General features: G+C 41.5%; 16 protein-coding genes. All 16 read left to right on the forward strand.

Annotation, left to right across the window (positions count from 1 at the left end; all coding sequences use genetic code 11):
* The first annotated feature begins 71 nt into the window (after positions 1 to 71).
* Positions 72 to 743, forward strand: coding sequence for a 3-oxoacid CoA-transferase subunit A (locus KIP84_RS07940; protein WP_213689674.1), 672 nt, complete (start codon positions 72 to 74; stop codon positions 741 to 743).
* A gap of 18 nt (positions 744 to 761) precedes the next feature.
* Positions 762 to 1415, forward strand: coding sequence for a 3-oxoacid CoA-transferase subunit B (locus KIP84_RS07945; protein ID WP_213689675.1), 654 nt, complete (start codon positions 762 to 764; stop codon positions 1413 to 1415).
* 12 nt (positions 1416 to 1427) lie between these two features.
* A complete protein-coding gene (pcaF, locus tag KIP84_RS07950; RefSeq protein ID WP_213689676.1) occupies positions 1428 to 2639 on the forward strand; it encodes a 3-oxoadipyl-CoA thiolase in 1212 nt (403 codons plus the stop codon).
* A 2-nt stretch (positions 2640 to 2641) separates the two neighbouring features.
* Entirely contained in the window at positions 2642 to 3997 is a 1356-nt protein-coding gene (locus tag KIP84_RS07955) for a 3-carboxy-cis,cis-muconate cycloisomerase (RefSeq protein WP_213689677.1), read from the forward strand.
* A complete protein-coding gene (gene pcaD / locus KIP84_RS07960) occupies positions 3994 to 4779 on the forward strand; it encodes a 3-oxoadipate enol-lactonase (protein WP_213689678.1) in 786 nt (261 codons plus the stop codon). The genes KIP84_RS07955 and pcaD overlap by 4 nt, the downstream gene beginning before the upstream one ends.
* A gap of 42 nt (positions 4780 to 4821) precedes the next feature.
* On the forward strand, positions 4822 to 6177 hold the full coding sequence (locus KIP84_RS07965; protein WP_032006318.1) for an MFS transporter: 1356 nt from the start codon (positions 4822 to 4824) through the stop codon (positions 6175 to 6177).
* 15 nt (positions 6178 to 6192) lie between these two features.
* Positions 6193 to 6606: a 4-carboxymuconolactone decarboxylase gene (pcaC, locus tag KIP84_RS07970; RefSeq protein WP_000997505.1), complete on the forward strand. Its 414-nt coding sequence runs from the start codon at positions 6193 to 6195 to the stop codon at positions 6604 to 6606.
* A gap of 10 nt (positions 6607 to 6616) precedes the next feature.
* Positions 6617 to 7342 carry a protocatechuate 3,4-dioxygenase subunit beta gene (gene pcaH, locus KIP84_RS07975; RefSeq protein WP_000077913.1) on the forward strand — a complete coding sequence of 242 codons (726 nt, stop codon included), beginning with the start codon at positions 6617 to 6619 and terminating at the stop codon, positions 7340 to 7342.
* A gap of 14 nt (positions 7343 to 7356) precedes the next feature.
* Positions 7357 to 7986: a protocatechuate 3,4-dioxygenase subunit alpha gene (gene pcaG, locus KIP84_RS07980; protein ID WP_002121089.1), complete on the forward strand. Its 630-nt coding sequence runs from the start codon at positions 7357 to 7359 to the stop codon at positions 7984 to 7986.
* Between the two features lie 69 nt (positions 7987 to 8055).
* Positions 8056 to 8883: a type I 3-dehydroquinate dehydratase gene (gene aroD, locus KIP84_RS07985; RefSeq protein ID WP_213689826.1), complete on the forward strand. Its 828-nt coding sequence runs from the start codon at positions 8056 to 8058 to the stop codon at positions 8881 to 8883.
* Positions 8884 to 8902: 19 nt separating this feature from the next.
* Positions 8903 to 10354: a right-handed parallel beta-helix repeat-containing protein gene (locus KIP84_RS07990; RefSeq protein ID WP_213689679.1), complete on the forward strand. Its 1452-nt coding sequence runs from the start codon at positions 8903 to 8905 to the stop codon at positions 10352 to 10354.
* A gap of 65 nt (positions 10355 to 10419) precedes the next feature.
* Positions 10420 to 11739: a carbohydrate porin gene (locus KIP84_RS07995; protein WP_213689680.1), complete on the forward strand. Its 1320-nt coding sequence runs from the start codon at positions 10420 to 10422 to the stop codon at positions 11737 to 11739.
* A gap of 82 nt (positions 11740 to 11821) precedes the next feature.
* On the forward strand, positions 11822 to 14251 hold the full coding sequence (locus KIP84_RS08000; protein WP_213689681.1) for a glucose/quinate/shikimate family membrane-bound PQQ-dependent dehydrogenase: 2430 nt from the start codon (positions 11822 to 11824) through the stop codon (positions 14249 to 14251).
* Between the two features lie 620 nt (positions 14252 to 14871).
* Positions 14872 to 15330 (forward strand): DUF6438 domain-containing protein, encoded by a 459-nt coding sequence (locus KIP84_RS08005; RefSeq protein WP_014206923.1) that lies wholly within the window; start codon positions 14872 to 14874, stop codon positions 15328 to 15330.
* A 135-nt stretch (positions 15331 to 15465) separates the two neighbouring features.
* Positions 15466 to 15879 carry a YeeE/YedE family protein gene (locus tag KIP84_RS08010; RefSeq protein WP_213689682.1) on the forward strand — a complete coding sequence of 138 codons (414 nt, stop codon included), beginning with the start codon at positions 15466 to 15468 and terminating at the stop codon, positions 15877 to 15879.
* Between the two features lie 4 nt (positions 15880 to 15883).
* Entirely contained in the window at positions 15884 to 16297 is a 414-nt protein-coding gene (locus KIP84_RS08015; protein ID WP_213689683.1) for a DUF6691 family protein, read from the forward strand.
* The last annotated feature ends 4 nt before the right edge of the window (positions 16298 to 16301 follow it).

Raw genomic sequence — 16301 nt, forward strand, 5'->3', positions numbered from 1 at the left:
TATTCTTCTCGCCTCAGTGTGCCTAACTCTCTTACCTATCTCTTCTTCAATGAGCACAATGGAGTTGTCTAATGATTGACAAAAGTAAGTCCTCACTAAGCGAGGTTCTATCGCAGATTAAAGATGGTGCAACCATTCTGATTGGTGGTTTCGGTACCGCAGGACAACCCGCTGAACTCATTGATGGTCTTATTGAACTCGGTGTTAAAGATTTAACCATCGTCAGTAACAATGCCGGTAATGGCGACTATGGTCTGGCGAAACTGCTTAAAGCCGGTTCGGTTAAAAAAGTCATCTGCTCTTTCCCACGTCAGTCAGATTCTTATGTGTTTGATGAATTGTACCGTGCTGGAAAAGTCGAGCTTGAAGTGGTACCACAAGGTAATCTGGCGTGTCGTATTCAGGCAGCAGGTATGGGCCTAGGCGCTGTATTTACCCCAACAGGCTTTGGAACACTTTTGGCCGAAGGTAAAGAGACCCGTGAGATTGATGGGAAAGATTACGTACTTGAATATCCAATCAAGGCTGACTTTGCCTTGATTAAAGCTTACAAAGGCGACCGCTGGGGCAATCTGGTTTACCGTAAATCTGCACGTAACTTTGGCCCGATTATGGCGATGGCTGCTGATGTCACCATTGCTCAGGTTTCTGAAGTGGTAGAGCTAGGTGGATTAGACCCTGAGCACATCATCACCCCGAGTATTTTTGTACAGCATGTTGTACAAGTAGCGCCAGCACAGTAAGCAATAAGGAGAAATAACATGAGCTACCAGAAACTCAGCCGTGACCAGATTGCACAACGTGTGGCACAAGATATTCCAGATGGCGCCTATGTGAACTTGGGCATTGGTTTACCAACCAAGATTGCCAGCTACTTGCCTGACGATAAAGATATTTTTCTTCATTCTGAAAATGGCCTGTTGGCATTTGGCCCGCCACCGGCAGCAGGTGAAGAAGACCCTGAACTGATTAATGCGGGTAAAGAGTTTGTGACCATGCTTGAAGGCGGCAGCTTTTTCCATCATGGTGATTCTTTTGCGATGATGCGTGGTGGTCACCTTGATATTGCAGTACTCGGTGCATTTCAGGTTGCTGCGAATGGTGACTTGGCAAACTGGCACACGGGAGCACCGGATGCGATTCCTGCGGTAGGTGGTGCGATGGATTTGGCTGTGGGTGCTAAAAAAGTATTTATCACCACAGACCATGTGACCAAACAAGGTGAACCGAAGATTGTGGCTGAGCTGAGCTATCCGGTGACAGGCAAGAAATGTGTTGACCGTATTTACACGGATCTTTGTGTGATTGATGTGACCCAAGATGGTTTGAAGGTGATTGAGAAAGTTGAAGGTCTTAGCTTTGATGATTTACAGGCTTTAACCGGTGCAACTTTGATTGATGCGACTCAAGGGTAAGGAAGTAGGGAAATGACATTAAAAAATGCTTATATCATCGATGCCATCCGTACTCCATTCGGCCGTTACGCCGGTGGCCTTGCTCCTGTCCGTGCCGATGACCTGGGTGCTGTGCCGATTAAAGCACTCATGCAGCGTAACCCGAATGTAGATTGGGAACAGGTCGATGATGTGATCTATGGCTGTGCCAACCAAGCCGGTGAAGACAACCGTAATGTTGGTCGTATGTCAGCACTGCTTGCGGGTTTACCGTATCAGGTACCAGCAACGACTATTAACCGTTTATGCGGTTCTTCACTCGATGCCATTGCCATTGCAGCCCGTGCCATTAAGGCAGGTGAAGCAAACTTGGTGATTGCCGGTGGTGTAGAAAGCATGAGCCGTGCGCCTTATGTGATGGGTAAGTCTGACAGTGCTTTTGGCCGTAGCCAGAAGATTGAAGACACCACCATGGGTTGGCGTTTCATTAACCCTAAACTTAAAGAATTGTATGGTGTAGATACCATGCCCCAGACTGCCGAAAACGTCGCTGAACAGTTTAACGTTAATCGTGCAGATCAGGACCAGTTTGCCTTGGTGAGCCAACAACGCACCGCAAGCGCGCAAGCCAAAGGCTTTTTTTCTAAAGAAATCGTGGCAGTTGAAATCCCTCAGCGTAAGGGTGATGCTGTTGTGATTGATACCGATGAACATCCACGTGCATCAACCACCCTTGAAGGTTTGAGCAAACTTAAACCTGTGGTTAAAGCAGATGGCACAGTAACAGCGGGTAATGCTTCAGGTATTAATGATGGTGCAGCAGCTCTACTGATTGCTTCTGATGAGGCAGTTCAAGCTTACAATCTAAAACCACGTGCCAAGATCATTGCTTCAACAGCAGTGGGTGTAGAACCACGCATTATGGGCTTTGCTCCGGCACCAGCGATTAAGAAATTACTTAAACAAGCCAACCTGACTTTAGATCAGATGGATGTAATTGAGCTCAATGAAGCTTTTGCTGCACAAGCTTTGGCAGTGACCCGTGATTTAGGTTTGCCAGATGATTCTGACAAGGTAAATCCAAATGGTGGTGCCATTGCTTTGGGCCATCCACTGGGTGCATCAGGTGCACGCCTCGTGACGACAGCCTTGAACCAACTTGAACAGACAGGTGGTCGTTACGCTATGTGTTCAATGTGTATTGGTGTAGGGCAAGGCATCGCATTGATTATTGAGAGAGTCTAATCATGAGCCAGTTATATGCCAGCTTGTTTTATCAAAAAGACGTCACTGACATCTTTAGTGACTCATCTTTAATCACATATATGATTCAGGTTGAAGTTGCGTTAGCTCAAGCACAGGCAAAAGTTGGCGTGATTCCTCAAAATGCGGCTAATACCATTGCCCAAGTAGCTGAGCAGGCAATAGAAAAGTTTGATTTTCCAGCGTTGGCTTTAGCAACAGGCTTAGCTGGTAATATCGCAATTCCATTTGTAAAGCAGCTTACGGCAATTGTTAAAGATGTTGATGAAGATGCTTCGCGTTATGTGCATTGGGGTGCAACGAGTCAGGATATTTTAGACACAGCTTGTATTTTGCAATGTCGTGATGCGTTGAACATTGTGGAAGCTCAACTTCAACAATGCTATGCGACTGCATTACAGCAAGCCAAGCAATATCGCCATCAAGTCATGATTGGGCGTACATGGTTACAGCAAGCTTTACCCATTACTTTGGGGCATAAACTTGCTCGTTGGGCTTCTGCATTTAAACGTGATTTAGACCGTATTCAAGCTATGAAGTCACGTGTACTGACTGCTCAGTTAGGTGGTGCTGTGGGTTCATTAGCTTCTTTGCAAGATCAAGGTTCACTTGTGGTTAATGCATTTGCGAAGCAACTGAATCTGACTGTACCGACAAGCACATGGCATGGTGAGCGTGATCGTATTGTAGAAATTGCAAGTGTGCTTGGCATGATTGTCGGGAATACGGGCAAGATGGCACGGGATTGGTCACTGATGATGCAAACTGAAATTGCAGAGTTGTTTGAGCCAACCGCCAAGGGGCGTGGTGGTTCATCGACTATGCCTCATAAGCGTAATCCAGTCGCAGCAGCATCCGTATTAGCTGCGGCGAATCGTGTACCGGCACTTATGTCTAGCATCTATCAAAGTATGGTACAGGAACATGAGCGTAGCTTAGGTGCATGGCATGCAGAATGGTTAGCAGTTCCAGAAATCTTTCAGCTTTGTGCTGGAGCATTAACTCGTACTGGTGAAGTCTTACAAGGTTTTGAAGTTAATGCTCAGCATATGCAACAGAATCTTGAATGTACGAATGGATTGATTATGGCAGAAGCTGTAATGATGGCACTTGCTCCAAAAATTGGACGTTTAAATGCTCATCATTTAGTTGAAGCTGCATGTAAAACAGCGGTAGCACAAAACCAGCATTTGTTTGATGTTGTTAGCCAACTAGACGAAGTGAAAGGACAGTTTAGCCAAGCAGAAATACGGGATATTTTCAAACCGGAAAACTATTTAGGCAATATTCAGCAACAGATTGATGCAGTTTTGCAAGAAGCACAAGGAGAGCCAAAGTGAAACAGACTATTAGCAATCGCCAAGGAAAACAGCTAGCTGTTTATATTGACGGTTTAAAAGATGCTCCTGTGCTTGTGTTCTCTAATTCATTAGGCACAGACCATGGTATGTGGCAGTCACAGGTAAGTGAATTAAAAAGTCATTTTAATGTCATTACATACGACACACGTGGTCATGGTGAAAGTGATGTAATTAGTGACACCACATTGCAAAACTTAGCTGAAGATGTGGTTGATATTTTAAATGCCTTGAGTGTTGAAAAAGCTCATTTTTGTGGCATTTCAATGGGTGGAATTACTGGGCTTTGGTTGGGTATTCATCATCCAGAGCGCTTTTTAAGTATTACTGTTGCGAACTCGGCAGCCAAAATTGGTCAGGCGGAGGCTTGGTTGAGTCGTGCTGACTCGGTAGAACAAAATGGTTTAGCTGAGTTAGTTAAAACCACGCATACCCGCTGGTTCAGTGAAAAATTTGACTATCAACATAATGTTGTTGCGCAGACGACGATTCAAAGTCTTGCAAACACACCGGCACAAGGTTATGCAAATGCATGTCGTGCTTTAGCGTATGCCGATTTAAGAGATGAAATTGCACAAATCCAAATTCCGGTACTGCTGGTTGCGGGAACAGAAGATCCGGTGACTACAGTAACAGATGCTGAGTTTATGCAGCACGCTATCAACAATAGTCAGATTGCTAAATTGGAAGCATCTCATCTTTCTAATATTGAGCAACCGCAAAGATTTACTCAGGAATTGACTAGGTTTATTCAGCAAATCTAATAGCTTAGTGATTTAAAAGGAATTGGCCTTAAGGAGGCAAATATGGCGTCTCAGGATTACGCTGCACCAAATAAAAGTATCGATGCTCAAGCATTAATTAATGATGCTCCACTCAGTAAGTATCAATGGATGATCGCAATCATCTGTTTCTTAATTATTTTTACTGACGGTATCGATACAGCTGCAATGGGTTTTATTGCACCAGCTTTGGCACAAGACTGGGGAGTTGATCGCTCTCAGTTAGGACCAGTGATGAGTGCTGCACTTGGTGGAATGATTATTGGAGCTTTGGTTTCTGGTCCGACAGCTGACCGTTTTGGTCGCAAAATCGTACTGGCTTTTTCGATGCTTGTATTTGGTGGGTTTACCTTGGCATCTGCTTATGCAACCAACTTAGATAGCCTTGTCGTTTTACGCTTTTTGACAGGTATTGGACTTGGTGCAGCGATGCCAAATGCTACCACATTATTTTCTGAATACTGCCCAACACGTATTCGTTCATTACTCGTGACCTGTATGTTCTGTGGTTATAACTTAGGTATGGCAACCGGTGGTTTTATCAGTAGTTGGCTGATCCCGACCTATGGTTGGCACAGTCTATTTTTACTTGGTGGCTGGTCACCTTTGATCTTAATGATTTTAGTGATTTTGGTTTTACCTGAGTCTTACCGCTTTTTAATTGTGAAAGGTAAGAATCCTGAAAAAGTACGCAAAATCTTAAATCATATTGCGCCAGCTCAGATCCAAAATGCGACTGCATTTCACGTACCTGAAGAGAAAACCGAGACAGCTCAAAAGAAAAATGTCTTTGGAATTATGTTTTCTAAACCATATGCGAAAGGAACACTTTTGCTTTGGTTGACCTATTTCATGGGGCTCGTGGTTGTTTACTTGCTTACAAGCTGGTTACCAACGCTTATGCGTGAAACAGGTGCCTCAATGGAGCGTGCTGCATTTATCGGTGGATTGTTCCAGTTCGGTGGTGTGGTAAGTGCCTTGTTTATTGGTTGGGCAATGGACAAATTCAATCCGAACCGAGTGATTGCTATTTTCTACTTTGCTGCAGGTCTATTTGCGATTGCTGTTGGTCAAAGCTTAGGAAACTCAACATTACTTGCAGTATTGGTGCTTTGTGCGGGTATCGCAATTAACGGTGCGCAATCTTCAATGCCTGCGTTAAGCGCTCGTTTCTATCCAACGCAGTGCCGTGCAACTGGCGTGTCTTGGATGACTGGTATTGGACGCTTCGGTGCGGTATTTGGTGCTTGGATTGGGGCTGTACTACTCGGCAATGATTGGTCGTTTACCGCCATTCTTAGTTTATTACTAATTCCAGCGACTGCTGCGGCTGTTGCTGTATTTGTTAAATCAATTGTTGCGCATACCGATGCAACTTAATAGAGGTCTATCACAATGAATGATGAACAACGCTATAAACAAGGCATTGAGGTGCGGACTGAAGTTTTGGGTGAAAAGCATGTTGGTCGGTCTTTGCAAAATCTGAATGACTTTAACCAAGATTTTCAAAATTTTATTAGCCGTTATGCATGGGGTGAGGTGTGGTCTCGTCCGGGCTTACCGCGTCATACACGTAGTTTAGTCACTATCGCAATTTTATTAGCGCTTGGTCGTGAAGACGAACTACGCATGCATTTACGTGCTTGCTTTAACAATGGTGTAACTAAAGAAGATTTAAAAGAGCTGATCTTACACAGTTCACTCTATGCAGGTTTACCTGCTGCAAACGCTGCAATGCATATGGCTGAAGAAGTCTTTAAAGAGTTGGGGATAGAGGTAAACCCAATTGCAGCGAAAGAACAGGATTAAGGAGATAAAGATGTCACAACATAGCTGGGGTGCTTACGCCCAACGTAATACAGATGATCATCCACCAGCGTATACGCCAGGTTATAAAACAAGTGTATTACGTTCGCCAAAAAATGCATTGATCTCAATTAATGAGACTTTAACTGAAGTTACTGCACCACATTTTTCTTCAAATCTGTTTGGCCCAAAAGATAACGATTTGATTTTGAACTATGCCAAAGATGGTTTGCCAATTGGTGAGCGTGTCATTGTTCATGGCTATGTTCGTGACCAATTTGGTCGTCCTGTAAAAAATGCACTTCTAGAAGTATGGCAGGCCAACGCTTCTGGTCGTTACCGTCATCCAAACGACAAGTTTATTGGTGCAATGGATCCTAACTTTGGTGGTTGTGGTCGTACCTTAACTGATGAAAACGGTTTTTATATTTTCCGTACCATTAAACCGGGTCCATACCCATGGCGTAACCGTATTAATGAATGGCGTCCTGCACATATTCATTTCTCTTTAATTGCTGATGGTTGGGCTCAGCGCCTAATTTCGCAGTTTTATTTTGAAGGCGATACGCTCATTGACACTTGCCCGATCTTAAAAACGATTCCTTCTGAAGATCAACGTCGTGCCTTGATTGCATTAGAAGATAAAAACAACTTTATCGAAGCTGATAGTCGTTGTTACCGTTTTGACATCACTTTACGTGGCCGTCGAGCGACTTACTTCGAAAACGAATTGACTTAATCGGGAGCACGAGCATGAATAACTGGAATTTTCAGGAACTAAAAGAAACTCCATCTCAAACAGGTGGACCTTACGTTCACATTGGCTTATTGCCACAACAAGCAAATATTGAAGTGTTTGAAAACAACTTTAATAACCAGTTAGTACAAGATCAGACCAAAGGTGAGCGTATTCGTCTTGAAGGCCAAGTGTTTGACGGATTAGGTTTACCGCTACGCGATGTGCTGATCGAAATTTGGCAAGCCGATGCGAATGGTATTTATCCAAGTCAGGCAGATACGCGTGAGCAAAAAGCTGATCCTGCATTTCAAGGTTGGGGCCGTACAGGTGCAGACTTTGAAACGGGTGTTTGGAGCTTTAATACAATTAAGCCGGGCGCGACAGCAGGCCGTAAAGGTTCAACTCAAGCACCTCATATTGCATTAGTCATTTTCGCTCGCGGTATTAACTTAGGTCTTCATACACGAGTTTATTTTGACGATGAAGCAGAGGCAAATGCCAACGACCCGATTCTAAATAGCATTGAATGGGCACCACGTCGCCAAACACTTATTGCAAAACGTTTTGAAGAAAATGGTGAAGTTGTTTACCGCTTTGATATTCGCATTCAAGGCGATGACGAAACTGTATTTTTTGATATTTAAGAAACACCTAAGGCTACACCTGATTATTCAAGGATGCGTGTAGCCTTTTTAAGGATGAACCATATGAACATGAAAACATTATTAAGCTTAAGTTTGCTTGCACTTCCATTTTTTACAGCACAGGTGAATGCTGAGCCTGTTGCTTTAGCCGCTCAAACACAACCTGCCGCTACAGCCGTTAAAACGATTGTTCCGATTACCGCAAAAACCAAAGAACAAGCTTTGGCACAAGCTCAGGTCATTGCAAATACAGCAGATGCTGATTTGGCAGAGTTTCGTATCGATTTACTCAGTTTTGCGAGTGATACAAAACAAGTGATTGCTTTGGGGCATGAGTTAAAAAAGATTTTAGGCAATAAGCCAATGATCGCCACAATTCGTACCAAAAACGAAGGTGGCCAGCTTGAAATTAGTGATGTGGATTATGGTAAGACTTATCAGGCTTACTTAAAGAATCCGTTCATGGACTGGTTAGATGTTGAAATGTTCCGTGATCAAAAAGTAGTTTCAGAAATTGTTCAAAAAGCACATCAAAAGAAAGTGCTGATTGTCATGTCTAATCATGACTTCCAAAAAACACCAAGCCAAGATGAAATTGAAAAACGCTTGTTAAAACAAGATCAAATGGGCGCAGATATTCTCAAAATTGCTGTAATGCCTAAATCTAAACAAGACGTTTTCACTTTAATGAACGCAACTTTAAAAGTAAGCCAGCAAACCAATAAACCTTTATTGACGATGTCAATGGGACAATTAGGTACGATTTCTCGTGTTGCGACTGCCAACATGGGCGGAAGTTATAGCTTTGGCATGATTGGTCAGGCTTCTGCACCAGGTCAAATTGATGTGACCAAGCTCAAACAGATTTTACAAACCGTTCAACCAACAAACCCATAAATCATAAGGATATGATGAAATGAATACATTACGTTTAACTACTCTTGCATTAGGTTTGATGGTTTCAGGAGTAGTGGCAGCACAAACTTATGTTGTTGATCGTTATCAAGACGATAGCAATAAAGGCTCTTTACGCTGGGCCATTGAACAAGCCAATGCAAACCCAAGCGAAGCTAGCGACATTTTAATTCAAGCAGTAGGCAAAGCACCTTATGCGATTAAATTAAACAGCGCACTTCCAGAAATTAAAGCTCCAGTTAAAATCATTGGTACACAGTGGGATAAAACTGGCGAATACATCGCGATAGATGGTTCAAACTATATTAAAGGCGAAGGTGCAAAAGCTTGTCCAGGTGCAAACCCTGAGCAGTACGGCACCAATGTACGTACTATGACTTTACCGGGGTTGGTACTACGTGACGTCAACAATGTCACTTTAAAAGGTTTAGACATTCATCGCTTCTGTATTGGGGTATTGATTAACCGCTCGAGCAATAACCTCATCCAACATAACCGTATTAGTAATAACTACGGCGGTGCTGGTGTCATGCTCACTGGTGATGATGGTCAAGGTAACCCAACCGCAACCACCACCAATAACAACAAAGTTTTAGACAATATTTTCCAAGACAATGGTGATGGTCTAGAGCTGACACGTGGTGCTGCGTTTAACTTAATTGCGAATAACCATTTTGTTTCAACCAAAGCAAACCCAGAACCATCACAAGGTATTGAAATTTTGTGGGGTAATGATAATGCGGTAGTTGGTAATAAATTCGAAAACTATTCAGATGGCTTACAGATCAACTGGGGTAAGCGTAACTATATTGCCTACAACGAAATGACCAATAACTCGATTGGTTTCAACATGACGGGTGATGGCAATATTCTTGATAGCAATAAAGTACATGGTAATCGTATTGGTGTAGCCATCCGTTCTGAAAAAGATGCAAACGCAAAAATTACATTGACTAAAAACCTGATTTGGGACAATGGTAAAGATATTAAACGTTGCGAAGCTGGCGGTTCATGCGTACCAGATCAGCGTTTGGGTGCAATTGTATTTGCTGTGCCTGCACTTGAGCATGCAGGATTTGTAGGTTCTCGTGGTGGTGGTGTGGTTGTTGACCCATCTAAACAACAAAAAACATGTACTCAGCCAAATGAACAAGGCTGTAATGCTCAACCTAATCAGGGTATTAAAGCTCCTAAATTAACTGCAAATAAAGGTTCAATTGCTGTAGAAGTCAATGGCTTGCCAAATCAACGCTATCAAGTTGAATTTTTTGGTAATCAAAATGCGTCATCAAAAGAAGCTGAGCAATATTTAGGAGCAATAACTGTTGCTACAGATGCACAAGGGATCGCAAAAGCGAATTGGAAGCCGTCTGTAAAAGTTGCCTCAATTACAGCGAATATTACTGATCGTTTTGGCGCAACATCTGAGCTTGGTTTTACAAGTGTTAAATAACAATAAGGAAAGCGCCTCATATGAGGCGCAGCATAGAAATATAGAAATGATAAAAGGGACTTGAAATGCCAAATTTAATGAAATTGAGTGTTTTAACGCTCGCTGTATTAGGTAGCCAATTTGCGCTCGCGAATGAGCCTTGGTCACAAGACCGTCAATGGTTGCTAGGTGACTGGAATGGAAAACGCCAGCAATTAGAGCAGCAGGGCTATAAATTTACAGCTTCTATTATGAGCCAAAGTGCTACAAATTTAGATGGTGGTTACAACGACAGCAATACTTTTGAAAATGCTGCACAACTTTCTTTAGGTGCAAACCTAGATTTAGAAAAAATTGCTGGATGGAAAGATACAACAGCAAGCCTAGTCGTGACCAAACGTGATGGTAATGCATTAACTCTCGAGCGTATTAAAGACCCACGTTCTAGCCAATTGGGTAATGCTCAAGAGATTTATGGTCGCGGTAAAATCTGGCGTCTGTCTCAAGCATGGGTGAAAAAGGGCTTTGTTGATAATACTGTACAGGTCAAATTTGGTCGTATGGGAATGTCAGAGGACTTTAATAGTTCTCAATGTGAATTTCAGAACTTATTGCTCTGCGGTGGGCAGTTAGGAAAATCAATCGGTTCAATTTGGTATAACTCACCAGTAGGTGTTTGGGCGACAAACGTTAAATATCAGTTTGCGCCTGAATGGACTTTGGGATTGGGTGTGTATGAGGTCAATCCAGACAACATTAAAACCGAATCAAATAGTGATGGTTTTAATCTGGATATGAACAATGTGAAGGGCGCCACCATACCAGTTGAACTTGCATGGAAACCAAAACTTGCTGCCTTTAATGGCTTGCCGGGTGAATATAAAGTAGGTGCACTGTATTCAACCGCCGAAGCAAATGATATTAAAACTGCCGGTAAAGTGCATGACGGGAAACAAAGTTTCTGGATTAATGCACAACAACAACTGACGAATAAAGGCGAAGATCCGAAACGCGGTTTATATGTAAGTTTTAATGGCGTTGTAAATGATAAGGCAACGACTTTTGTTCAAAGTACGCAACAACTTGCTCTTTGGTATAAGGGGCCATTTGATAGCCGTCCAAATGATTCGATTGGTTTTGGTATAGCCAATTATGTAGTTAATGACCGTGCTAAAGATAAACAGATCGCAACAAATGAAAGTCGTGGATATTACAGCTATGATCCGTTTGCATCTGACTATATTCCAATTCAAGACGACGAGCTAAATGTCGAGTTGAACTATACCTATCAATGGTCTCCGGCCGTCATGTTACGTCCAAACATTCAATATATTCATCAACCTGCTGGTGTAAAAGAAGTTGATGATGCTTGGGTGGCTGGTCTTAGTGTGAAAGTCAATTTTTAACAATATTGATGGCTGGTTAGACATAGTTTAACTGGCCCAAATGCTTGAACTATTCGGGTTCAGTATATGTGGAGTAGGATCTATGTCTGAGTCAGATTCTAAGTTTCATATCTTATTCAAAATATGGTGTTTTATATTAGGTCTAGTTTTGTTGGCTACTGGTGTTTTTTATATCGTAGGTGGCGGAAAACTAGTATCACTCGGCGGTTCTTGGTATTTCCTTATCTCAGGACTTTTTATAACCATTTCGGCACTTAGTATTTTCCGTAAAAAAGCACTAGGTGTCTGGATTTTTGCGGCTGTTTTTGTTGGTACCGTAATTTGGTCATTTGTTGATGCTGGATGGGAATTTTGGCCGTTATTTTCGCGCTTAATGTTTCCTGCTGGTCTTTTTGCTGCCTTGCTATTTACTTTGCCTTCAATTCGACGTTACCAATTTCAAACGAGCTTGGCATCTTCATCCTATGCGGTAGGTGGATTAGTTGTTGTAGGTATGTTTATTGCGCTCTATCAAATGTTCCAACCGCATCCAACAGTAGCAAGTTCAGGTGAAAAACTACCTCTAGTACCAGTTGATCCTGCAAAAAAACAGGTAAATTGGGAAAATTATGGTAATGATGCAGGTGGTAGCCGCTTTGTTGCTCTCGATCAAATTAACCGAGATAACGTTCATAAATTAAAAGAAGCTTGGCGCTTTAGAACGGGCGACTTTACAACGGGTAGCGGTAATGGGGCTGAAGACCAAATGACCCCGCTACAAGTTGGAAATAAAGTGTTTTTATGTACACCACATAACAACATTTTTGCGATAGATGCCGACTCGGGCAAGCAACTCTGGAAAGCTGAGGTGAACTCTACAGCCGATGCTTGGGAACGTTGCCGCGGTGTTGCATACTTTGATTCAACTAAACCGCTTGTACAACCAACTTTAGCTGGTGCAAATGCAGTAACTGCGGTTGCAACCAATACAGCATGTCCACGCCGTGTATATACTAATACACCTGATGGTCGTTTAATTGCAGTGAATGCAGATAACGGTCAGCGCTGTGCTGATTTTGGTGTAAATGGAACGGTTGATTTGCTAGAAGGTCTTGGTGCTGGAACAAAAGCTCCACGTTTTGAAGTGACTTCTGCACCGACTATTGCTGGAACAACTATTGTGGTGGGTAGCCGTATTGCCGACAACGTAGCCGCAGATATGCCGGGTGGTGTTATTCGTGGTTATGACGTGATTACGGGTAAACTTCGTTGGGCATTTGACCCGCGCAATCCAAACCCGAACTATGTTCTTAAACCGGGTGAAACCTATAAACGTAGTTCGGCAAACTCATGGGCTGCAATGTCATATGATCCGCAAATGAATACGGTATTCTTACCTATGGGCAGTTCATCTGTCGACATTTGGGGTGGTAACCGTAATCCATTGGATCATAAATACAATACTTCTGTGTTAGCACTTGATGCGACAACAGGTAAAGAGAAGTGGGTATATCAAACTGTTCATAACGATTTATGGGACTTTGACTTACCAATGCAACCGAGTTTGGTTGATTTCCCATTAAAAGATGGTACGACTAAACCAGCTGTTGTGATTGGAACCAAATCAGGTCAATTCTTTGTGCTTGACCGTGTAACAGGTCAACCGCTTACTAAAGTAATTGAACAGCCAGTTAAACCTGCCAATATTCCGGGTGAACAATACAGTGCAACTCAACCACGTTCTGTTGAAATGCCTCAAATTGGTAATCAGACTTTAACTGAGTCGGATATGTGGGGTGCAACGCCATTCGATCAACTAATGTGTCGTATTAACTTCAAGTCAATGCGTTACGAAGGCCTGTTTACTGCACCGGGTACTGATGTTTCATTAAGCTTCCCAGGCTCTTTGGGCGGTATGAACTGGGGTAGCATCGCTTTTGACCCGACTCATCGTTATATGTTCGTGAACGATATGCGCCTTGGCTTATGGATTCAATTGATGGAGCAAACTCCTGAAGATATTAAGATTCAGGCGAATGGTGGAGAGAAGGTAAATACAGGTATGGGTGCTGTACCAATGAAAGGTACACCATATAAAGTGAATAAAAACCGCTTTATGTCAGCACTAAGTATTCCTTGTCAAAAACCGCCATTTGGTACCATGACTGCGATTGATTTGAAAACTCGTCAGGTTGCATGGCAGGTACCATTAGGTACAGTAGAAGATACTGGGCCTATGGGAATTAAGATGGGCTTAAAAGCACCGATCGGTATGCCAACAATTGGCGGGCCGATGGCAACTCAAGGTGGTTTGGTTTTCTTTGCTGCTACACAAGATTACTACTTACGTGCATTTGATTCATCTACAGGTAAAGAACTGTGGAAATCACGCATGCCAGTAGGTAGCCAAGGAACACCTATAAGCTATGTTTCACCTAAAACAGGTAAACAGTATGTGGTTGTTACCGCAGGTGGAGCACGTCAATCACCTGATCATGGTGATTATGTGATCGCTTATAGTTTAGAACAATAATTAAGTTAGGCAAAAGAGAGTATTTCTCTTTTGTCTTTATATTTAATATATTTTTTGTATAAAACGATAAAAGTAATTTCTATATTTTTAACTAGATAGCTTTACCAAATAGTAAAAAAGTGCTTGATGTTGTTGCTAAACTTAAAATAGCTTTATGGCCATTTCATCCTGAACGCTAGGTGTAGCTTAACTATTGATCAGTTTCTTAGGATGTTTTACCTATAAATAAAAGCTTAACTTTTATTAAGTTTTGTTTAACTTAACATTGTGAATTTTAATTAAAAATAAACATTATTGAGCTTTTAATCTTATAAATCAGGTTTTTTTGTTGGAAAAACGAGCGTAAATATATACTTATATTATATTTATATAATTTATGGTGTTGCGCTAGAATGGTCGACGCAGGTTATTACTACCCAGTAATAATTTGTATTTCAGGAATTTAAGCTTTTATGGCTTAAGGCTCATCGCAAGATGGGCCTTTTTTTATGTGTTTATATAAAATAGCCTAAGTAAAAATAAGGCCCAAGAAAATCACAAAAAATAGTGTTTAATGACAAGAAGTGTATGATTTGATAAATTAAAGCCACTTGATAATAATAGGTGATGTAATGAGATTTTTGGTTCTTGCAACTTTATCTGGTTTAGCTTTGATGGGTTGTGCTTCTGTTCAGCAAGCACCGAATACACAAGAGACAATTCGCTATGCTTCTAGCCCATGTTTTGGCGCATGTCCGATTTATTCTGTAGAAGTAACACCTACAGGTTTAATTCGCTTTGAAGGTAAACAATACACTAAGGCTATAGGCGTTAAAGAAATTCAAGGTAGCGTAAAAGATTATAAAAAACTTGCAGATGATCTAAAAACTTATCGCCCTGAAACAGGTACACAATCAAAAACTGCGGGTTGCCAGCAAACAGCGACCGACATGTCTAGCTATTACATTACTTGGATTCAACCTAATGGCACAGAAACTAAATTAAGCCATTACACAGGTTGTATCTCTCCAGCAAATAATAGATTGAACAAAGTAATGGAAAAACTGCCTGAACAGTTAGGCATTAAAGATCTAATTTAATGATAAAAGCCCCAAAATCTTGGGGCTTTTTCTTGTTAAGAAGAATTATAAACTTAAAAGTTTTATATTAAGTATTTCTAAAAGAATCAGCGTATAATACAGATTATAAAAACATATATTATTAAGAGTGGTTATATGTCAAATATTGTCTATGCCTTTTTTGGTGGTTTATTACTAGGCATCGCAACAGTTGGGTATTTATATATAAATGGCCGTATAGCCGGAATCAGTGGTTTGCTTGCTCAAGTCATCAATCCTACTAAAGACACCTTTAAGAGTTCGGCATTCTGGTTTATTGCGGGACTCGTGATTACACCTTTCATATATGGTTATTTTTATCAACCTGAAATTGAAATTAAAGCTAATACATTTGCACTTATTCTAGCAGGTGTACTTGTAGGCTTTGGAACACGGTTAGGCTCTGGATGTACAAGCGGTCATGGCATTTGTGGAATGAGCAGGTTATCAAAACGCTCAATAATAGCAACAGCAGTTTTTATGTTTGCCGGCATGTTAACGGTTTATATCATTCGCCATGTGTTGGGGTAATCTTATGAAAAATATCTTTGCTTTTATATTTGGTGGTTTGTTTTCATTGGGGTTAATGATTTCTGGTATGTCTAACCCTGCAAAGGTTTTAGGGTTTCTAGATATTTTTGGACAATGGGATATTAGCTTAATGTTTGTAATGTTAGGTGCTATTGCTGTGGCATTTATTCCATTTCAAAAAGCTATAAAAACTCCTAAAACACTCTTTAATGAACAAATTCAATTACCAACGAATACACAGATTGACCAAAGGTTAATTGTGGGTGCTTTTATTTTCGGTATAGGCTGGGGAATAGCAGGTATATGTCCAGCGCCCGCTTTAACTCTGATTGGATTAGGACATTTTGAAGCGCTTTATTTTATTGTCGCAATGTTATTAGGAATGTTTATTTACCGAATTTTAAATAAAGGAAATTAAGCCT

This window comes from Acinetobacter sp. BHS4 (assembly GCF_018454425.1).
Lineage (GTDB): Bacteria > Pseudomonadota > Gammaproteobacteria > Pseudomonadales > Moraxellaceae > Acinetobacter > Acinetobacter pittii.